Source organism: Mycobacterium sp., from assembly GCF_032159765.1.
GTDB lineage: Bacteria > Actinomycetota > Actinomycetes > Mycobacteriales > Mycobacteriaceae > Mycobacterium.
In genome coordinates this window covers 33,421-53,594 of sequence record NZ_JAVHWM010000144.1, presented here as the reverse complement: position 1 = coordinate 53,594, position 20,174 = coordinate 33,421, and the positions used below count along the sequence as shown (strand labels likewise).

The following is a 20,174-nucleotide window of genomic DNA, read 5'->3' as shown; positions in this document are numbered from 1 at the left end:
CTCACCTAAACAGCGAGGGGATCATCGCGTCGATGAGATGCGGGCCCGGGGATGCCAGCGCGTCGGAGAGGGCAGCGACGAATTCCTCGGCGCTGGTTGCACGGCGGGCGGGCACGCCCATACCGCCGGCGAGCGCGACGAAATCCATCCGGGGCGGGTCGAGGTCGAGCAGGGCCTCGGCCCTCTTGCCGGGTGCGCTGCCGTCTTCCTGCGCGCCGACCCGGCCCAGTTCCATTCGCAGGATGTCGTACGCACCGTTGTTGTAAATCACGGTGGTCACGTCGAGCTGCTCACGGGCCATGGTCCAGAGCGCGGACACGGTGTACATGGCCGAGCCGTCGGCTTGCAGGCACAGCACCTTGCGGCCCGGTGCGGCGGTCGCGGCGCCCACGGCAGCGGGCAAGCCGTACCCGATCGCACCGCCGGTCAACGTGAGCCAGTCATGTCGAGGCGACCCGGCCGTCGCGGCAGGCAACGTCATGCCGGCGGTGTTGGATTCGTCGACCACGATCGCGTCCTCGGGCAGCAGCGCGCCGACTGCCTCCGCGACGCTCATGCCCGTCAGCGCGCCGGTGGGCAGAGCGGGCCTGGCTGCCGCTGCCAGGACTGGTTGCGCATCCGCGGCAATCTCCTCGGCGAGGGCGGTCAGCGCACCGGTTGCCTGTCCGGATTCGGCGAGTACGTGAACGTCGCAACCCGCCGGGACGAGATCGCTCGGCTTGCCGGGATAGGCGAAGAACGACACGGGCGAGCGGGCACCGGCGAGGATCAGATGCTTGACGCCGTCGAGCTGCGCCGTGGCGGCCTCCGCGAGGTAGCCCAGCCGGTCGATCGCAGGCAGGCCGGCGCCTCGGGTCAGCCTGGTGGGAAAGGTCTCGCACAGCAATCCGCATCCGGTCGCCGCCGCGATACGCGACGCCGCGATCAGGCCCGCTTCGCCTGTGGCGTCGCCGCCAAGGAACAAGATGGTCGATGAGCGCTCGCGCGAAGAGCAAGAGTCGGGCGAGCCTTCGGCCAATGCCTTCCCCGCGGCACGCAATGCTGCCGCGTCGAAGGGCGGGTTCGTTGGAGCGTGCGCCTGGCGTTCCGCAGAGGCTGGTTCGGCGCCGTCGGTCCACGACACGTCGGCGGGCAGGATCAGCGTGGCCACCCGGCCCGGGGGCGCGGTCGCGGCGGTCACCGCTTCGAGGGTGTCGCCCGCGACGTCCTCGACGGCGCCGCTGCGCCGTACCCAGCCGGACACCGTGTGTGCCAACGAATCGATGTCGGACTCCAACGGAGCGTCGTAGCGCTTGTGATACGTCGCGTGGTCGCCGACGACGACGATCACCGGCACGCGTGCGCGTCTGGCGTTGTGCAAGTTGGCCAGTCCGTTCCCCAGCCCTGGCCCCAGGTGTAGCAACACGGCCGCGGGTTTGCCCGCGATGCGGGCGTAACCGTCGGCGGCTCCCGTGGCGACGCCTTCGAACAAGGTCAGCACACCGCGCATTTCTGGCACAGCGTCCAGGGCCGCGACGAAATGCATTTCCGACGTGCCTGGGTTGGCGAAGCACACGTCGATTCCGCGGCCGACCAGTGTGTCGAGCAAGACCCGGGCGCCATTCACAGCCTGTCCTCCATATCGGCGATTGGTTTTCAAGTTAGTCTGCTGCGGAAGCGCCGCGCCGCCAGCGGAAGGAAACTGATGCCGTCATCGTCTGACGACGACGCCGCGGTGACCGAATCGCCGACCGAGAAACGGGCCACCGGGGGGCCGGACACCGAAGAATCGGCTGGCGAGGAACAGCGCCGGTTGAGCCGGCTACGGCCCCGCAGGCTGCTGTCGCGGGTGTCCATCCAGTCCAAGTTGGTCGTGATGATGGTGCTGTGCACGATCATTGCGGCCGCGGTCGTGATGTTCATCGCCTACCACGCCGGCCGCGAAGCCATGCGGGCACAGGTCTTCAATCGGTTGACCGAGGAACGCGAATCACAGTCGAGGACGCTCGCGAGTGAAATCAACGACCTGAAGAATTCGCTGATCGTCTATTCCCACGGGGCTGTCGCTGTGCCCGCCCTGCAGGCCTTCATCGCGGGCTTCGACCAACTCGCCAGCGCGTCGATCGGTCCGGAGCAGCAGCAGGCCATCGTCGACTTCTATAACAACACCTTCATCAAGGAAGTCGAGAAGTACAGCGACATCAAGCCGGATCTGAACGCAGTGCTACCGAAATCGAACGCGCAGAGGTACCTGCAGGCGAACTATACCGCGCAGCGAAGAGACGACGATTTCGCTCTGACGATGGACGATGCGCGCGACGGAAGCGCGTGGTCGGCGGCGAACGAGAAGTATCAAGACTTCTTCCGGCAGATCGTGAACCGATTCGAATTTCAGGACGTCCTGCTCCTGGATACTCAGGGAAATGTCGTCTACACCGCCTACAAAGACGTGGATCTCGGCACCAACATCCTGACCGGACCGTACAGCGGTTCGCTGCTGCGCGGCGCCTACGACAAAGCCATGGCATCGAATTCCGACGACTTCGTCGCCATGACCGACTTCGAGATCTACCAGCCTGCTGAAGGCCAACCGACGGCCTGGATGGTTTCCCCGGTCGGGGTCGACGGTCACACCGACGGTGTGATGGCACTGCAATTCCCGATCACGAAGATCAACCGGCTGATGACCTTCGACAAGCAGTGGGCCAAGTCTGGCATGGGTGAGACCGGCGAGGCCTACCTCGCCGGCCCCGACGACCTCATGCGGTCTGACTCCAGGTTGTTCCTTGAAAACCCGGACCAATACAAGCGCGATGTCGTACAGGCGGGAACGCATCCCGACGTTGCCGATGCGGCGATCCGGTTGGGCAGCACCACGCTGATTCAGCCTGTATCGAGCGATGCCACGCGTGCCGCCCAACGTGGGCAGTCGGGCACCATGGTCGCCCGCGACTATCTCGGCCAGGAGACCTTGCAGGCGTATGCGCCCGTTGACATCCAAGGAACCAGCCTGCATTGGTCGATCGTGGCCAAGATCGACACTTCGGAGGCCTTCGCGCGTGAGTCCGAGTTCGCCAGAATCATGGTGTTGTCCACTGTCGGAGTCATTTTCGTTGTCTGCTTGCTTGCGACGTTCGCGGCCCAAGTGTTCGTGCGACCCATCCGCAGACTCGAGGCGGGTGCTCGGAATATCAGTGCCGGTGACTACGAAGTCAAGATCCCGGTGGAAACACGGGACGAAATAGGCGACCTGACAAGGGCCTTCAACGAAATGAGCCGCAATCTCGCCGTCAAGGAGGAGCTGCTCAACGAGCAGCGCCGGGAGAACGACCGGTTGCTGTTGTCGCTGATGCCGGAGCGGGTGGTCGAGCGTTACCGGCAGGGCGAAGCGATCATCGCCCAAGACCACCAGGACGTCAGCGTGATCTTCGCCGACATCGTCGGCTTGGACGAGCTGCAGGCCGAACTGAGCTCAGATGAGGCTTTGTCGATCATCAACGAGCTCGCCCGTCAAATGGACGCCGCCGCAGAAGACCTGGGCGTAGAACGCGTGCGCACGGTGCACAACGGTTACCTGGCCAGCTGTGGGCTGAACGTCCCGCACCTGGACAATGTCAGGCGGACAGTGGATTTCGCGCTGGAGACGCAGCGCATCATCGACCGGTTCAACGGTGAAACCGGCCATCGCCTGAGCTTGCGCGCCGGCATCGACACCGGACGAGTCAGCAGCGGGCTGGTGGGCCAGTCCTCGATCCTCTACGACATGTGGGGCGCAGCAGTCAATCTCGCGTACCAGATTCAAAGCGGCTCGTCTCAGCCCGGAATCTACGTCACCCAGCAGGTCTACGAGACAATCGGCGACACTAGGGAATTCACTCCGGCGGGCACGATCACCGTGGACGGCTCCGAGCAAACCGTCTGGCAGGTCAGGGAGCGCGAAGAATGACCAACGTCCTCAACTCCCCGTGGTTCTACTGGGCCGTCGGCGTCGCAATCGGGCTGCCCGTCGGTCTCGTCGTTCTCACCGAATGGCAGAACGCACTGATCCGGAAGAAGAGCGGACTGGCCAGGCCCGTCGGTCTATTGCGTAATTATCTTCTGCCGCTGGGGGCGCTGCTTCTTCTGCTCGTCAACGCGACTCGGATCCCCACCGGAGATACACCGGTCAAGCTGGTGGCGACACTATTCGGTTTCGTGGTGCTGGTGCTGTTGCTGTCGGGTGTCAACGCCGCGTTGTTCCAAGCGGCCCCCGAGGGGACGTGGCGCAAACGCATGCCGACGATCTTCGTCGACGTCGCACGCTTCGTCCTGATTGCCGTCGGCCTGGGAATCATCTTCTCGTACATCTGGGGCGCGCACATCGGAGGTCTGTTCACCGCGTTGGGCGTGACCTCGATCGTCATCGGCTTGACGTTGCAGAATTCCGTGGGGCAGATCATCTCCGGATTACTCATGCTCTTCGAGCAGCCATTCCGCCTCGGCGACTGGGTGCAAACCTCTGCCGCACGGGGGCGGGTCATCGAAGTCAATTGGCGTGCAGTTCATATCGACACCGGCAGCGGATTGCAGATCACGCCGAACGCGGTCCTTGCGGTCGCCTCGTTCACCAACTTGAGCCGCCCCCCTGGGACCTACAAGTTGAAGGTCACGACCACTTTTGCGATCAATGATCCGCCGGACCGGGTGTGCGCCATGCTTTCTCGGGCGGCGGACGGACTTCCCTTCCTCCGACCCGGAGCTCAAGCCAAATCGGTGCCGCTGGGGGGCCTTGAATACCGGACCAGCATCCCACTGCGGACTCCCGGCGACGACGGAGACGCCAAAGCGATGTTCCTGCGATGGATCTGGTATGCCTCGCGGCGCGACGGGCTGCACCTCGACGAAGCCGAGGACGACTTCAGCACTCCCGACGCCGTCGAGGATGCGCTGCGCACCGTGGTGGCACCCTCGCTGCGGCTGAGTTCAGCCGATCAGGAGCAGCTGATGCCGCATGCGACAGTGGTGAGGTACGGCGCCGACGAGATCATCGAGTACGTCGGCGATGTGCCCGCGCAGATGAGCTTCATCGTGAAAGGGCGTGTGCGGGTGACCGTGCCGAGTCACGATGGCTCGCCGGTGGCGCTGGCGACACTCAATGCGGGCTCGTTCCTGGGGCAGACGGCGTTGACCCGGCAGCCGGTCATCGCCAACACTCAGGCGCTCGGGGAGGTCACCGTGGTGCAGATCGGCCGCGAGCACATCGGAGGTGTGCTGCAGCAAAAGCCGTTGCTGCTCCAAGAGTTTGGCCGGCTCATCGAAGAACGACGTGGCCGTGTGATTCGGACGCTGGCCGCGAGCGAGTAGTGGTGAGCGGACCGATGAAGCGACGCGTGCCCAAACCGCGGGATCTCGCGCCACTGATCCGGTTCAAGAGACCCGAATTCGACGCAGCCAAACGGCGGCTGTCCGCCGCGCTGACGATCGAGGATCTGCAGAAGATCGCGCGGCGCCGCACACCGAAGGCCGCGTTCGACTACACCGACGGTGCCGCCGAAGCCGAGATCTCGTTGGAACGGGCCCGGCAGGCGTTCCGCGACATCGAGTTTCATCCAGAGATCTTGCAAGATGTGTCGGAGGTGCGCACGGGGTGGAACGTGCTCGGCGCACAGGTAGCGCTACCGTTCGGTATCGCGCCCACCGGATTCACCCGGATGATGCAGACCGAGGGTGAGATCGCAGGCGCCACCGCGGCAGGGCATGCGGGCATTCCGTTTTCGCTGTCGACGATGGGGACGACCTCCATCGAGGACGTTGCTGCGGCTAACCCGCAGGGGCGGAACTGGTTTCAGCTCTACATGTGGCGCGACCGGGACAAGTCGATGGCGCTGGTGGAACGCGCGGCGCGCGCTGGGTACGACACACTCCTTGCCACGGTCGACGTGCCGGTGGCCGGAGCCCGGTTGCGCGACACCCGCAACGGCATGACGATTCCGCCGACGCTGACGGCGAAAACCGTTCTCGACGCGGCGTGGCGGCCGCGCTGGTGGATAGACCTGCTGACCACAGAGCCTCTGTCGTTCGCCAGCTTCGACCGCTGGCCGGGCACTGTCGCCGATCTGCTGGACACGATGTTCGATCCGACGATCACCTTCGAGGACCTCACCTGGGTGAAGTCGCAATGGCCGGGAAAATTCGTGGTGAAAGGAATCCAGAACGTCGACGACGCGCGCCGCGTGGCCGATCTCGGCGTCGATGGAATCCTGCTGTCCAATCACGGTGGCCGCCAACTTGATCGGGCCCCGGTGCCCTTCCATCTCCTCCCCCAGGTCGTGTCGGAGGTGGGCGGCGACGTCGAGATCCTGCTGGACACCGGCATCATGTCCGGCGCCGACGTCGTCGCCGCGGTCGCACTCGGTGCGCGGTTCACCCTGGTCGGGCGTGCGTACCTGTACGGGCTGATGGCAGGCGGCCGGGCCGGCGTCGACCGGGCCATCGAGATCCTGTCGGGCCAGGTCGCCCGCACCATGAAGCTGCTGGGCGTGACGTGCCTGGAAGAGCTCTCGCCGCGGCATGTGACGCAGCTGCGGCGCCTCGTGCCGCGCGAGTGACGGTTACTCGGCGAGGCGGTTGACCAGCTGACTAAAGAGGTTGGGCAAACGCGATGCCGCGGGCACAATGCGCGAGCGCACCGGCGGAATCGTGCTGGCGTGCAACACCGCTGCCGTGAGCAGGCGGTAGCGGCGGGTCATGCGGCGCCACCGGTGGTCATAGTCGGCGGGACGGTCCGAGGCGACGCAGTCCACCAGAAGCTCGGCGGCGCTGAACGCGATGCCGAGGCCCTCGCCGGTCAGTGCGTCGACGTATCCCGCTGCATCGCCGACCAACATGACGCGTCCCGCCGTGCGGCGTCGTGCCTTCTGACGTAGCGGGCCTGCCGCGCGGTCGTGGTCGTGCGGCAGGTCTTGCATCCGATCGCGCAGCGCGGGGAACGCGTCGAGGTGCTGATCGAATCTGCCTCGACGCGAGGTCAAAACGGCGATGCCGACGCAGTCGTCGGCCACTGGCGTCACGTAAGCTTCGGCGTCGACCGACCAGTACACCTCCACATTGTCACTCCAGGGTGCAATCTGGATGTGACGACGAATTCCCCAGCGGCGCACCCGGCTTGGTGTTCCAGCGAGGCCCAGGGCCGCTCGGATTGGCGAGTGCAGGCCGTCGGCGGCGGCAAGGTAGCGCGCACGAAACTCGCCACAGCGAACCGAATCCGCGTCCTGGCCGATCTCGCCCACCTCGCCGTGCACCACTCGCACGCCAGCCTTGTTCACCGCGTCCAGCAGCGCCGCATGCAACGAGGTCCTGCGCACGCCGAGACCGGCCCCGGTGCGGAACGGTGCGCTGACACAACGCGTGCCGTCCAGGTAGCTGATGCCGCGAAACGCCTTGCCGTGCACTGAGACTCCGAGGCGATCGAGCCGCGCGACGGCATGCGGCATCAGGCCCTCGCCGCATGCTTTGTCGATCGGCCCGACGCGGCGTTCCACCACCACCACGTCGAGTCCGGCTTTCGCGGCGTACAACGCAGTGGCCAGGCCGGCCGGCCCTCCACCGGCAATCAGCAGGTCGATCATCGCAGCCCGGCGAGCGCCGCGTTCTCTGTCTTCACCCGTGTGTGCAGCAGCGCGGCGTTGGCCGCCGTAAACACCAGCGCGGTGATCCAGGCGGTGTGCACCAGCGGCAGCGCCACGCCCTCAACGACCACGGCGACGTAATTCGGGTGGGGCAGAACGCGGTACGGGCCCGAGGTGATCCGGGTCGCGTCGGGTATGACAACGACGCGCGTGTTCCACTGCCGGCCCAGGGTCGCGATGCACCACCATCGCAGCCCCTGCGCCGCAAGCACGAGGACGAACATCGGCCAGCCGAGCATCGGCAGGAAAGGCCGATGCAGCCCGATCGCCTCCGCCAGGCACCCGGCGAGCAGGCCGGTGTGGAGAGCCACCATCGCCGGATAGTGGGCGGCGCCGAATTCCTTGCCGCCACGAGCGAAGCTCCACTTGAGGTTTCGTTTCGAGACCACCAGCTCGACGAGGCGCTCCGCCGCGACCGCGGCGATGAGCAGTACGTACCAGACCATCGCGGCGTCAGTGCCAGCGCAGCAACACGAGCTCCGCGCAGAAGCCTGGACCCATCGCCATCAGAACCCCAGGAGTGCGGCTGGGCGGCTGCTTGGCGATGGTGTCGTGCAGGATGTGCAAGACCGATGCCGAGGAGAGATTGCCGATCTCGCCCAGGGAACGCCACGCCAACTCGAGGGCGTCGTCGGGCAACGCCAGTGCGGCGTTGATTGCCTCGAGCACCTTGGGGCCGCCGGGATGGCTCACCCACGAGCCGATGTCGGCGATCGACAAATCGTGATCCGACAAGAATGCGGTCACGTCGTCGGCCAGGTAGCGCTCGATGATCTCGGGCAGGTCAGGGAGAAGCAGGAGTTCGAAGCCGGTGGCACTGATTTTCCATCCCATCGTGCCCAAGGAGTCGGGGTAGAGCCGGCTGCGCGAGGCCAGCACGTCGGGCCCGTGTGCGTTGATCTTCTCGGCGCGACGCTCGCCCACCGCGACCACCGCTCCCGCGCCATCGGCGAACAGCGCGCTTCCCACCAGCGTCGCCATCGTCGGTTCCGCTCCCGGATACGTCAACGAGCACATCTCGACCGCCAGCAACACAGCGACATCGTCGGGAGCTCCCCGCAAGTAATCGTGCAGGCGCGCCAATCCCGCTGCGCCGGCAACGCAACCGAGACCGAAGATCGGCACCCGTCGCACATCGGGTCGCAGTCCGAGCCGCATCGCAATCCGGGCATCCAGCGACGGCACCGCCAGACCGGTCACCGTGGTCGTCACAATAAGATCGACGTCGGCGGCGTCCAGGCCGGCCTCGTTGAGAGCGGCCGAGATGGCCTCGCAACCAAGGTCCACCGCCCGCTCGATGTAGATGTCGTTCGCGTCGCCGAAGTCGTTCAGCGAGGTGAGCCGATCGAGCGGCACGACGATGTTGCGGGTGTCGACCTTCGCGCTCTTGTGCAGGGCGCGGATGATCTGCTCGTGCTCCCCGAAGCCGGGGAATCGCGTGATGGCATCGGCGAATTCATCCTGCGTGTAGCGATGGGGTGGTAGCGAACCCTGCACCCCAGCGATGACAGACATGGAGTCCACTCTTTGGACACGTAGTAAGGCTGGCCTTGGTTCAATCGCTAGCTATGGCGGGAATCGGCGACGTGCATGTGCCCGCTCTCCGGGATACCGGCGGCGTGACCGTCAGAGAGGCCAAGGCGCTCGTGCACCGCGGTCATCCACTTCGGTGCCCACCAGTTCCACTGCCCCATCACATGCATGAACGCGGGCACCAACACCATGCGCACCAGCGTGGCGTCGGCGAGGATGGCCAGCGTCAGCCCGAGCCCGAACATCCGCATGAAGGACACGTGCGCAGCGATCAGCGCTGCGAGCGAAATCGACATCACCAGCGCCGCGGCTGTGATCACGCGCCCGGTCCGGGCGATGCCGAGGGCGACACTGTTGTCGGCGCGGACACGAGGAGCAGAAGAATCATCGTCCGGGCGGGTCCGCCGAGATGCGAGCCAAAACTCGCGGATCCGGGAGACCAGGAACACCTCGTAGTCCATCGACAAGCCGAACGCGATGCAGAACATCAGCACCGGGATGTTCGCCACCAACGTGCCCGTCGGCGTCGTTCCCAGCGCGCCCAGGTGTCCGTCCTGGAATATCCACACCATGGCGCCGAACGCGGCTGTCAACGACAAGACGTTGAGCGCCAACGCTTTCAGCGGCATCACCACACTTCCGGTGAGAAGGAACAGCAGCACGAACATGATGACGGCGATCGCGCCCAACACCAGCGGCAGCCGTGAAGTGATGGCGTCCACACTGTCGCGGTTGATCTGCGCGGCGCCGGTGAACTGGACGTGTCGACCGTCCGGGCCCGGCACCGCGTGCAGGTGGTCGAGTTGGGCTTCGGATCGGTAGGAGAACAGCGGCGCCGAGCTGGCGACTGTGAGGAACATGCTGCCGTCAGCATCCCCCGCTGGAGCGGAGCGCGGACCGACCGGGGCCCCGGCGACCCAGGTGCCAGTGGGGACGGAGACAGCCGTCACGTCCTGCACGCGGGAGAGGTTGGCGGCATATCGCTCCACGTCGGAAGCGGTGAGGTTCGCGGCGTCGGGTATGACGGCGGTGACAGCGGTCGCAGAATTTTCGGCGAAGTCGTTGCGCAGCTGATCTCCTACCTGGTGAGCCGACGCCGAACGGGGAAGGACGCGCTCGTCGGGAAGCCCCCACCGGACTCCGAGGAAAGGTAAGCCGAGCAGCACGAGCACCGCGGTCGTGGCCAGCCCGATGGGAATTGCATGGCGCAGAACGACTTTCGTCCACCGATACCAGAACAGGTGCTCGACGGGCACTGGCGCAGGGTCGGGTCTGCGCAAGAGGCGACGCGCGCCGCGCCGGAGGTCCAGCGAGTCCAGCCGGCCACCGAGCAGCGTCAGCGCGGCCGGCGTGACGACGAGTGCTGACGCCGCGGCGAATGCGACGGTCGCGACGCCCGCGTAGGCGAAAGACTTCAGGAAGTGCATCGGGAACAACACCAGCACTGCCACCGACAACGCGACCGTCGTGGCAGAGAACACCACCGTCCGGCCCGCTGACGTCATGGTGCGCATGACGGCGTCGTTCGTGGCTGCGCCGTCGGCCACCTCGTCGCGGAAGCGGCTGACCATCAGCAGTGTGTAGTCGATCGCCAGCGCCAGGCCCATGGCGGCGCTCAAGTTGAGCGCGAAGATCGACACGTCGGTGAAGATCGAGAATGCTCGAAGTACGGCCAGTGCGCCCAGGATCGCCATTCCGCCGACGGCCACGGGCAGCGCAGCCGCGAGCAGCCCACCGAACACCCAGACGAGCACCAGGAAGCTGAGCGGAATCGCGATCGATTCCATCAGGAGAAGGTCACGCTGCGACTGCTCGGTGATCTGCACGTTGAGCATCGCGACGCCGCCGGTTTGGACCGTCACACCGTCGCGGCGTTGTGTCACCTTTTCGGACAATTCCTTGGCGTACGTCTGCTGGTCGCGTTCGGCGCCGGTAATGCCCGCGACGATCAGGCCGGATCGGTTGTCCCTGCTGACCAGTGTCCTGGCCTCCGCAGGGGGTGAGGTCCACGGAGAGATGACACTGGCGACGTGCGATGAGTGGTGGAGCTGGTCGACGATGTCGGAGCCTGTCACTCTGGCGTCTTGGGATTCGACACCGGCGGGGGTCGACACCACGATGAGTAGCTGGACGTCACCCTGGCCGAACTTGTTGGCCAACAGTTCCGTGGCCTTCGAGGACTCGGCGGTGGGATCATTGAAACCGCTGGCGGACAGGCTTTTAGCCACGGGCACACCGAAGATGCCGAGCGCAACCGTCAGCAGCGCCGCGGCGGCGACGACCCGTCGGGGCGCAGCGATGGCCATCCGTGCGATGTGCTGCAGCAGGTGCGCACCCACTTTCGGTTGCCTCGGCGGATCATCGGGCCCTCACGTTAGATACGACGGAGCGATTTCGGGGGTTCACCTCCGGCGAGGACCGGGTACGTCAGGCGCATGGCAGTCGACGACCCACGTGGGCTTGCTCGGAAGTTGCTGAAGACCGCGGGCACGACGTACGCGACTGCGGCGGGCATCACTCTCACGGACACTCCCCGGCCGCTGTTCCAGTTGCTGATGTTGTGTTCGATGATGAGCAAGCCGATTTCCGCTGAGATCGCGGTCGCGGCGGCAAAGGAATTATTCGCACTGGGGCTGCGTAGCCCTGCGGCCGTTTCGAAGGCCGATCGCTCGGCGATGATCAAGGCGTTCGGCCGGGCGAGCTACGCGCGCTACGACGAGAGCACCGCCAGCCGGCTCCCGGAGATGGCGGCTATGGCGAAGGACAAATACGGCGGTGACCTCCGTCGCTTGGCCGACGAAGCACACCGCGATCCGGCCGCGACGAAGAAATTGTTGAAGGAATTCAAGGGAATCGGCGACACGGGTGCCGACATCTTCTTGCGCGAAGTACAGGACGTGTGGACGTGGGCGCGACCCTACTTCGACACGAAGGCCATCACGTCCGCGCGCAAACTCGGGCTGCCGACCGACCCCGAGGAGCTAGCGAAACTCGCGCCGAGAAGTCAATCCCGTCTCGCGGCTGCGCTGATCCGGGTGTCCCTCGACGACGATCTGCGCACGCGGATGCGGGGCTGACGAACTCTCATCGAATCGTCAGCGGTAGAGCCACATACATCAGTAGATTTGTAGGCGGGTCGGTTATCTCTCGAAGGAGTCCCCCATGCCAGCTGGGAAACCGAACATCCTCGTATCTGGGGCGACGACATCGGGATCTCGAACTTGAGTTGCTACAGCGATGGGCTGATGGGTTATCGCACTCCGAACATCGACCGCATCGCCAGCGAAGGCATGCGCTTCACCGACTCTTACGGCGAGCAAAGCTGCACTGCGAGGCGTGCGGCCTTCATCAGCGGCCACGTCGAGTACAAGGTCCACATCGACGGGTTCAACCTGATGCCGTACCTGATGGGCGAGGTCGAGCACAGCCCGAGGCGGGGGTTCTTCTACTTCAACGACGACGCGGAACTGGTCGCGATGCGCTACGAGAACTGGAAGATCGTGTTCGCGGAGCGACGTTGCCAGGGCACGCTGCGGATCTGGGCCGAGCCGTTCACACCGCTGCGGGTGCCGAAGCTCGACACGTTCAAGGAGTTCCCGCCGCGCCACGAGCCGGCCAGCTTCAGCATCGATCAGATCGTCAAGAAGCTCAACGAATTCCTGGCGGCCGACTAGGGCATGCCGCCCATCCACAGGTCCGACAATTCAAGAAAGGGATTGCGCATGCCTGATTCAAAGCCGAACATTCTCGTCATCTGGGGTGACGACATCGGTATCTCCAACCTCAGCTGCTACAGCCGCGGCATGATGGGCTACTTCACGCCCAACATCGACCGGATCGCCGATGAGGGAATGCTTTTCACCGATTCCTACGGCGAGCAGAGCTGTACCGCGGGCCGGTCGTCGTTCATCACCGGACAGAGCGTCTACCGCACCGGAATGAGCAAGGTCGGCATGCCGGGTGTCGATGTCGGCCTGCAGAAGGAAGACCCCACGATCGCGGAACTGCTCAAGCCGATGGGTTACGCCACAGGACAGTTCGGCAAGAACCACCTCGGCGACCTGAACAAGTACCTGCCGACCGCCCATGGGTTCGACGAGTTCTTCGGCAACCTGTACCACCTCAACGCCGAGGAGGAACCCGAACACGAGGATTACCCCACCGCCGAGGAGGCGCCGCTGCTCCGCAAGGCGCTGCTACCGCGCGGTGTGATCCATTCCTGGGCAACCGAGGATGATTCCGGCGAGGTAGACGATAGGTACGGGCCCGTCGGCAAGCAGCGCATCGAGGACACCGGACCGCTGACCAAGAAGCGCATGGAGACGATCGACGACGAAACCACCTCCGCGTGCATCGATTTCATCAAGCGCCAGCACGACGCCGGTACCCCCTTCTTCGTCTGGATGAACATGACCCACATGCATTTCCGGACACACACCAAGCCGGAGAGCAAGGGACAGGCCGGACGCTGGCAGTCGCCCTACCACGACACGATGATCGACCACGACCGCAACGTCGGTCAGTTGCTTGACCTGGTCGACGAACTCGGCATCGCCGAGGACACCATCGTCATCTATTCGACGGACAACGGTCCGCACGCCAACAGCTGGCCCGACGGTGCGACGACGCCCTTCCGCAGCGAGAAGGCCACTAACTGGGAGGGCGCCTTCCGGATACCGGAGATGATCCGCTGGACGGGCAAAATCAAGCCCCGTTCGGTATCGAATGAGATTGTGCAGCACCATGACTGGTTGCCAACGTTCCTCGCGGCTGCGGGCGACCCGGACATCGTCGACAAGCTCAAGGCCGGCCTCACGATCGGAGACATGACGTACAAGGTCCACATCGACGGATACAACCTGATTCCGTACCTCACGGGTGAGGTCGAGAAAAGCCCACGGCGCGGGATGATCTACTTCTCCGACGACGGTGACGTACTGGGCATCCGGGCCGAGCACTGGAAGATCGTTTTCATGGAGCAGCGCTGCCCCGGCACGCTGCAAGTGTGGTTCGAACCGTTCACCGCGTTGCGGGCGCCGAAGTTGTTCAATCTGCGGACCGATCCCTTCGAACACGCCGACGTCACGTCGAACACCTACTGGGACTGGCTGATCGACCGTCTGTACTTGATGTTCTACGGCTCGGCGATCGTGACTCAGTTCCTGGAGACCTTCAAGGAGTTCCCGCCACGCCAGGAACCGGCGTCGTTCACCATCAACCACGCTGTCGAACAGTTGGAGGCCTTCCTTGCGTCTCGCGGCGGCTGACGTTGGCTGACTTAGCGTCCTGGAATGACGGGCCGGCGAAGTCGGCGGTGGTCGACTTCGTCGCGCGCGTCAACACCGACGTGCCGCCCGAGCAACGCGTCGCGGTTTTCGACAACGACGGCACTCTGTGGTGTGAGAAGCCGGCCTACATCCAGTTGGACTTCCTCGTTCGCAGGCTGGCCGAACAGGCCACTGCCGACCCGTCTCTAAAGGACCGGCAACCCTACAAGGCCGCCGCCGACGGCGATCTGGCCTGGTTCGGCGACGCCGTCACCAAACACTACAACGGGGACGACTCGGCGATGAAAGTGCTTGCCGGAGGGATACTTTCGGCCTATGCAGGGCTGACGGTCGAGGAGCACGCCGAGCGGGTGAAGAACTTCTTCGCCGAGGGTACGCACCCCACGTTGGGCCGCCCGTACACCGAGTGCGGCTACGTTCCGATGGTGGAGCTGCTGCGCTACCTGGAGTCCAACGGGTTCACCTGCTACATCGCCTCCGGCGGAGGACGCGACTTCATGCGGCCGGTCGCCGGTGCGATGTACGGCATTCCCCCCGAGCGGGTGATCGGCAGTTCGGTGGGCCTGGATTTCGTCGACGGCCACCTGCGGACCACGTCCACGCCGGAGTTTCTCGACGACGGCCCGGTCAAGCCCGTGCGCATCTGGGGCCGCACGGGGCGGCGGCCAATCCTGGCGGCGGGCAACTCCAACGGCGACATCCAGATGCTCCAGCACGCCGCCGCGGGCCCCGGCCCGTCGCTCTGCATGCTGGTGCTGCACGACGATGACGAACGCGAATTCGCCTACACCGCAGGCGCGGAGAAGTCGCTGGAGCAGGCGTCGACGGATGGCTGGACCGTTGTCAGCATGCGCAACGACTGGACAACGGTCTTCGGTGGCTGACTCCTACCTCGAGACTGCTGGGAGATCGCGTTGAGGCGCGAAAACGCGATCTCCCAGCAGTCTCGGGGCTTGGTGCGCATTCCGGCGCAAACCGCCGTCGTGGGATCCGACGAGCATTACCCCGAAGAGGCGCCCGTGCGCGAGGTCAGTGTCGACGAATTCTGGATCCAGCCCTGCGCGGTGACCAACGCGGAGTTCGCAGAGTTCGTCGACGCCACGGGCTATGTCACCGTCGCGGAACGTCCGCTGAACCCGGCCGACTACCCCGGCGCGCCCGTCGAGAACCTGCAGCCGGGGTCGATGGTTTTCACCCGGACCGCCGGCCCCGTTGATTTGCGGCATCTGAGTCAGTGGTGGACGTGGACACCGGGTGCGTCGTGGCGGCATCCTGCGGGTCCGCACTCGTCGATTGAAAAACGCGCGCACCACCCCGTCGTGCATATCGCGTACGGAGACGCCGAATCCTACGCACGGTGGGCAGGTCTCACGCTTCCCACGGAGGCGGAATGGGAAGTTGCGGCTCGTGGCGGGCTGGCCGGCGCGGCCTTCACGTGGGGGGACGATCCCGAGGCGCCAGATCAGCGGCTGGCCAACTACTGGCACGGCGAGTTCCCGTGGCGACCCGATCCGGGATACGGGCGCACCTCCCCCGTCGCCAGCTTTCCGTCTAACGGGTACGGCTTGTACGACATGGCCGGCAACGTGTGGGAATGGACGGTTGACTGGTATGCCGACACGCGTGCAGGCGAAAGCTGTTGTGCCGCAGACAGTTACGACCCACAGCAACCTCAGTTCAAGGTGCCGCGCAAGGTGATCAAGGGCGGGTCGTTCCTCTGTGCGGACAGCTACTGCCGCCGCTACCGGCCCGCGGCGCGTCGGCCGCAGATGATCGACACAGGCATGAGTCACATCGGCTTTCGGTGCATCCGCCGCGAAATAACCCCAGCCTGACAGGATGTGGACATGAAAGACGGCGGTGTGCACTACGCCCGAAACGGCTCGGTGCGACTCGCTTACCGCGTGTTTGGGGAGGGCGACACCACACTCGTGTGGAACCCCGGCTGGTTCAGCAACGTGGATCTGTGGACCGACCCCTCGATGCCGTTCATAACTTTTGTTGAAGCGCTCGCTCGTGGCACGCGGCTCATTACGTGGGACAAGCGTGGCACGGGGCTGTCGGATCCGGTGACGCACGTGCCGCCGCTCGACGAGCGCATGGACGATATGCGAGCGGTGATGGACGCGGTCGGCGCGGATACCGCGTCGATGTTCGGTATGTCGGAGGGCGGCCCGATGAGCATCCTGTTCGCCGCGACGTATCCGCAACGAGTCGATTCGCTCGCGCTGTACGGTGCGCTGGCGCGTTTTTCCCAGGAGTTACCGGACCACCCCTGGGGCTTCACGGCCGACGCGTCGCGCGAAATCCTCGAGGAAATCGAATTGCATTGGGGTGAAGGTGCGCTCGCCGATTTGTTCTTCGGCCCGATCGCCGACGTACCTGGATTCCGCGACTTCTACGGTCGGGCCCAACGGTCAGGGGTCAGTCCTGCGATGTGCCGCATGCTGTGGCAGGCCCTGTTGGACAGCGATGTGCGCGGTGTCCTGAGTTCGGTCCACACGCCGACCCTGGTCATGGGCAGGCAAGGCGACGATGTCGCCCCGATAGAAGGTGCCAAAGCGCTTGCCTCGGCGATGACGAATGCGCGGTTCCTCGAGCTGCCACCGGGCCCGCACTCGCTGTTGGACGATCAGTTGGCGGCCGAAGTGGTGAACTTCGTCAGTGGCAAGCCTGCCGACGACACCGGAGAACGCGTGCTCTCGACTGTGTTGTTCACCGACATCGTCGGCTCCACCGAGCAGATCAGCACGCAAGGCGATGCCCAGTGGCGTCGTCAGCTCGACGCCCACGACAAGCTTGTCGACTGGCTGTTGGAGAAGTACGGCGGCCGGCGCGTCAAACACACCGGCGATGGCGTCTTCGCGCTTTTCGACGGCCCGACCAGGGCCGCGCGGTGCAGTCTCGACCTGGTTCCCGCGCTTGCCGCCAGAGGTATTCGCGTCCGGGTGGGGGTTCACACTGGCGAATGCGAGCGCCGCGGCGACGAGTGGAGCGGGCTCGCGATCCACGTCGGCGCGCGCATCGGGGCGATGGCGGGAGCCGACGAAGTGCTTGTCAGTCGAACGGTTCGCGACCTGTCGGCAGGCTCGGGCCTGCATTTCGATAGCCTCGGCGCCCATCGCCTTAAGGGCGTCGCGGAGGAGATCGAGATCTTTCGGGTGACCGCACCCGTTCGCTAACCGCGTTCGGCAGGGAACAAACCACGCGTATCCGGGGTTGAGCGCAACAGGCTTAACTTTGGAGGACCAATGCCTGAACCAATTACCGTCCCGGTGCTGTTCGTCAGCGACCAGGTGGTGCTGCCGTCGATGGTGGTGCCGATCGCGCTCGACGACGCGGCCCGGGCTGCGGTTGAGGCGGCCAGGGGCACCGATTCCGGCAAATTGCTGATCGCCCCCCGGCTGGACGACCGCTACCCGTCGTACGGGGTGATCGCGTCGATCGTGCAGGTCGGACGCATCGCCGGTGGTGTGGCCGCAGTGATCCGCGGCGAGCAACGCGCGCACATCGGCGCCGGTGCCAGCGGACCGGGCGCGGCATTGTGGGTCGAGGTGACCGAGGTCGAAGAAGGCCCAGCAGACGAGTCCACGACCGCGCTGGCCGCCGAGTACAAGAAGCTGCTGCTCGCGATGCTGCAGCGGCGTGAGGCGTGGCAGATCGTCGACATGGTCAATCAGTTGACGGACCCGTCGGCCCTGGCCGACACGGCAGGCTACGCGTCGTACCTGACCGCCGAGCAGAAGCGCCAGCTGCTGGAGACACCCGACGTGGCCGAGCGGCTGCGCGTGCTCATCGACTGGACCGGCGACCACCTGGCCGAGACCGAGGTGAACGACAAGATCGCCGAGGACGTCCGCACCGGCATGGAGAAGCAGCAGAAGGAATTCCTGCTGCGCCAGCAGATGGCCGCGATCCGCAAGGAGCTCGGCGAAGGCGAGCCAGACGGCTCCGACGACTACCGGGCCCGTGTCGAGGCCGCCGATCTGCCCGAGAAGGTGCGCGAGGCCGCGCTGCGGGAGGTCGGCAAGCTGGAACGCACCAGTGAGCAGAGTCCCGAGGGCGGCTGGATCCGCACCTGGCTGGACACCGTGCTGGACATGCCGTGGAACGTCCGCACTGAGGACTCCACGGACCTGAAGGCCGCGCGAGAGATCCTCGATGCCGACCACCACGGGCTGGACGACGTCAAGGACCGCATCGTCGAGTACCTGGCCGTGCGCGCGCGTCGCGCTCAGCGTGGCATGCAGGTGATCGGCGGCCGGGGTTCCGGGGCCGTGATGGCACTGGCCGGACCGCCCGGCGTGGGTAAGACGTCGCTCGGCGAGAGTGTCGCACGGGCATTGGGCCGCAAGTTCGTTCGCGTCGCCCTTGGCGGTGTGCGTGACGAGGCCGAGATCCGCGGTCACCGGCGCACTTACGTGGGCGCGCTGCCCGGCCGGATCGTGCGCGCGATCAGTGAGGCCGGGTCGATGAACCCGGTGGTGCTGCTCGACGAAATCGACAAGGTCGGCTCGGATTACCGCGGCGACCCGTCGGCGGCACTGCTGGAGGTGCTGGACCCCGCGCAGAACCACACGTTCCGCGACCACTACCTCGACCTGGATCTGGACCTGTCCGATGTCGTGTTCCTGGCGACGGCCAACGTCATCGAGAACATCCCGTCGGCGTTGCTGGACCGGATGGAGCTCGTGCAAATCGACGGCTACACCGAGGACGACAAGGTCGCGATCGCTCGCGACTTCCTGCTGCCCCGGCAGCGGGAGAAGGCGGCAGTGACCGACGACGAGGTGACCGTGACGGAGGACGCGCTGCGCAAGATCGCCGCGGACTACACGCGTGAGCCCGGGGTGCGGCAGTTCGAAAGGCTGCTGGCCAAGGCGCTGCGCAAGGCCACGACGAAGCTCGCCGAGGACGCAAGTGCGATCGTCATCGATGAGCCCGACCTCGTCGGATACCTCGGGCGGCCGCGGTTCACGCCGGAGTCGGCAGAACGCACCGCGGTTCCGGGTGTGGCGACAGGCCTCGCGGTGACGGGACTCGGCGGAGACGTGCTGTACATCGAGGCCGGTGCGACCGATGGTGAGCCCGGGCTGCAGCTGACAGGCCAGCTTGGCGACGTGATGAAGGAATCGGCGCAGATCGCGCTCTCCTATGTGCGCTCGCATGCTGCAGCGCTGGGTGTCGACCCGAAGGCGCTGGACCGCAAGATCCACGTCCACGTGCCCGCGGGCGCGGTGCCTAAGGACGGTCCTTCGGCGGGCGTCACGATGGTCACCGCGTTGGTGTCGATGGCGACAGGCAGGCAGGTGCGTTCCGATGTCGGGATGACCGGCGAGGTCACGCTGAACGGCCGCGTGCTGCCGATCGGCGGCGTCAAGCAGAAGCTGCTGGCCGCCCAGCGCGCCGGGCTGAAGACGGTGTTCATCCCGCAGCGCAACGAGCCCGACCTCGACGACGTCCCCGCCGAAGTGCTGGAGGCGCTCGACGTGCGACCGATGACCGACGTGGCCGAGATCGTCGCGCTGGCGCTGGAGGCCACTGAGGCGGCAACAGCCGCTGCCTGACCGCGACAAGACGCAAACGCCCCTATTTCCGATGGGAACTAGGGGCGTTTGCGTCTGCTCGGCGATGATGGCCCTCGACCGATGTCTGGCCAGACGCTGCCTGCGCGAGCGTGCACATTCTTCGGTGTTTTGTCGGCGTG

General features: G+C 65.5%; 14 protein-coding genes and 1 pseudogene. 10 read left to right on the top strand and 5 right to left on the bottom strand.

Annotated elements, in window-relative coordinates; genetic code table 11:
* Position 1 precedes the first annotated feature (1 nt).
* A complete protein-coding gene (locus tag QOH60_RS17400; RefSeq protein WP_526422579.1) occupies positions 2 to 1,606 on the bottom strand; it encodes an acetolactate synthase large subunit in 1,605 nt (534 codons plus the stop codon).
* 78 nt (positions 1,607 to 1,684) lie between these two features.
* Here QOH60_RS17400 and QOH60_RS17395 point away from each other — a divergent pair, with 78 nt between their 5' ends.
* From QOH60_RS17395 to QOH60_RS17385, 3 genes are read left to right on the top strand one after another with little or no spacing between them, the layout of a single operon-like run.
* Positions 1,685 to 3,925: an adenylate/guanylate cyclase domain-containing protein gene (locus QOH60_RS17395; RefSeq protein ID WP_526422577.1), complete on the top strand. Its 2,241-nt coding sequence runs from the start codon at positions 1,685 to 1,687 to the stop codon at positions 3,923 to 3,925.
* A complete protein-coding gene (locus QOH60_RS17390) occupies positions 3,922 to 5,322 on the top strand; it encodes a mechanosensitive ion channel domain-containing protein (protein WP_526422575.1) in 1,401 nt (466 codons plus the stop codon). Before QOH60_RS17395 ends, QOH60_RS17390 begins: the two co-directional genes overlap by 4 nt.
* A gap of 14 nt (positions 5,323 to 5,336) precedes the next feature.
* Positions 5,337 to 6,566 (top strand): alpha-hydroxy acid oxidase, encoded by a 1,230-nt coding sequence (locus QOH60_RS17385; protein ID WP_526422690.1) that lies wholly within the window; start codon positions 5,337 to 5,339, stop codon positions 6,564 to 6,566.
* 3 nt (positions 6,567 to 6,569) lie between these two features.
* On the opposite strand, the gene QOH60_RS17380 is transcribed toward QOH60_RS17385, so the two are convergent.
* Genes QOH60_RS17380 through QOH60_RS17365 form a run of 4 tightly spaced genes read right to left on the bottom strand, consistent with a single transcriptional unit; the run spans position 6,570 to position 11,506 of the window.
* On the bottom strand, positions 6,570 to 7,586 hold the full coding sequence (locus QOH60_RS17380) for an NAD(P)/FAD-dependent oxidoreductase (RefSeq protein WP_526422573.1): 1,017 nt from the start codon (positions 7,584 to 7,586) through the stop codon (positions 6,570 to 6,572).
* Positions 7,583 to 8,092: an isoprenylcysteine carboxyl methyltransferase family protein gene (locus tag QOH60_RS17375; protein WP_526422571.1), complete on the bottom strand. Its 510-nt coding sequence runs from the start codon at positions 8,090 to 8,092 to the stop codon at positions 7,583 to 7,585. Before QOH60_RS17375 ends, QOH60_RS17380 begins: the two co-directional genes overlap by 4 nt.
* A gap of 7 nt (positions 8,093 to 8,099) precedes the next feature.
* Entirely contained in the window at positions 8,100 to 9,161 is a 1,062-nt protein-coding gene (locus tag QOH60_RS17370) for a type III polyketide synthase (RefSeq protein ID WP_526422569.1), read from the bottom strand.
* A 47-nt stretch (positions 9,162 to 9,208) separates the two neighbouring features.
* Positions 9,209 to 11,506, bottom strand: coding sequence for an MMPL family transporter (locus tag QOH60_RS17365; protein ID WP_526422688.1), 2,298 nt, complete (start codon positions 11,504 to 11,506; stop codon positions 9,209 to 9,211).
* Positions 11,507 to 11,614: 108 nt separating this feature from the next.
* Between QOH60_RS17365 and QOH60_RS17360 the strand changes: the two genes are divergently transcribed.
* The 7 genes and pseudogenes from QOH60_RS17360 (at position 11,615) to lon (ending at position 20,034) form a co-directional block, all read left to right on the top strand.
* A complete protein-coding gene (locus tag QOH60_RS17360) occupies positions 11,615 to 12,256 on the top strand; it encodes an HhH-GDP family DNA glycosylase (RefSeq protein ID WP_526422567.1) in 642 nt (213 codons plus the stop codon).
* A gap of 85 nt (positions 12,257 to 12,341) precedes the next feature.
* Positions 12,342 to 12,550, top strand: a pseudogene (locus tag QOH60_RS17355) (sulfatase-like hydrolase/transferase); the annotation flags it as partial.
* Between the two features lie 351 nt (positions 12,551 to 12,901).
* Positions 12,902 to 14,446: an arylsulfatase gene (locus QOH60_RS17350; RefSeq protein ID WP_526422565.1), complete on the top strand. Its 1,545-nt coding sequence runs from the start codon at positions 12,902 to 12,904 to the stop codon at positions 14,444 to 14,446.
* Positions 14,443 to 15,351 (top strand): HAD family hydrolase, encoded by a 909-nt coding sequence (locus QOH60_RS17345; RefSeq protein ID WP_526422686.1) that lies wholly within the window; start codon positions 14,443 to 14,445, stop codon positions 15,349 to 15,351. The genes QOH60_RS17350 and QOH60_RS17345 overlap by 4 nt, the downstream gene beginning before the upstream one ends.
* Before the next feature lie 30 nt (positions 15,352 to 15,381).
* On the top strand, positions 15,382 to 16,302 hold the full coding sequence (locus tag QOH60_RS17340) for a formylglycine-generating enzyme family protein (RefSeq protein WP_526422563.1): 921 nt from the start codon (positions 15,382 to 15,384) through the stop codon (positions 16,300 to 16,302).
* Between the two features lie 12 nt (positions 16,303 to 16,314).
* Positions 16,315 to 17,649, top strand: coding sequence for an adenylate/guanylate cyclase domain-containing protein (locus tag QOH60_RS17335; RefSeq protein WP_526422561.1), 1,335 nt, complete (start codon positions 16,315 to 16,317; stop codon positions 17,647 to 17,649).
* A 69-nt stretch (positions 17,650 to 17,718) separates the two neighbouring features.
* Positions 17,719 to 20,034: an endopeptidase La gene (lon, locus tag QOH60_RS17330; RefSeq protein ID WP_526422559.1), complete on the top strand. Its 2,316-nt coding sequence runs from the start codon at positions 17,719 to 17,721 to the stop codon at positions 20,032 to 20,034.
* Positions 20,035 to 20,174 lie beyond the last annotated feature (140 nt).

Coding starts and splice junctions, on each gene's coding strand:
- QOH60_RS17375 (WP_526422571.1), bottom strand. CDS start 8,092: ATGGTCTGGTACGTACTGCTCATCGCCGCGGTCGCGGCGGAGCGCCTC.
- QOH60_RS17370 (WP_526422569.1), bottom strand. CDS start 9,161: ATGTCTGTCATCGCTGGGGTGCAGGGTTCGCTACCACCCCATCGCTAC.
- QOH60_RS17380 (WP_526422573.1), bottom strand. CDS start 7,586: ATGATCGACCTGCTGATTGCCGGTGGAGGGCCGGCCGGCCTGGCCACT.
- QOH60_RS17385 (WP_526422690.1), top strand. CDS start 5,337: ATGAAGCGACGCGTGCCCAAACCGCGGGATCTCGCGCCACTGATCCGG.
- lon (WP_526422559.1), top strand. CDS start 17,719: ATGCCTGAACCAATTACCGTCCCGGTGCTGTTCGTCAGCGACCAGGTG.
- QOH60_RS17395 (WP_526422577.1), top strand. CDS start 1,685: ATGCCGTCATCGTCTGACGACGACGCCGCGGTGACCGAATCGCCGACC.
- QOH60_RS17350 (WP_526422565.1), top strand. CDS start 12,902: ATGCCTGATTCAAAGCCGAACATTCTCGTCATCTGGGGTGACGACATC.
- QOH60_RS17390 (WP_526422575.1), top strand. CDS start 3,922: ATGACCAACGTCCTCAACTCCCCGTGGTTCTACTGGGCCGTCGGCGTC.
- QOH60_RS17335 (WP_526422561.1), top strand. CDS start 16,315: ATGAAAGACGGCGGTGTGCACTACGCCCGAAACGGCTCGGTGCGACTC.
- QOH60_RS17360 (WP_526422567.1), top strand. CDS start 11,615: ATGGCAGTCGACGACCCACGTGGGCTTGCTCGGAAGTTGCTGAAGACC.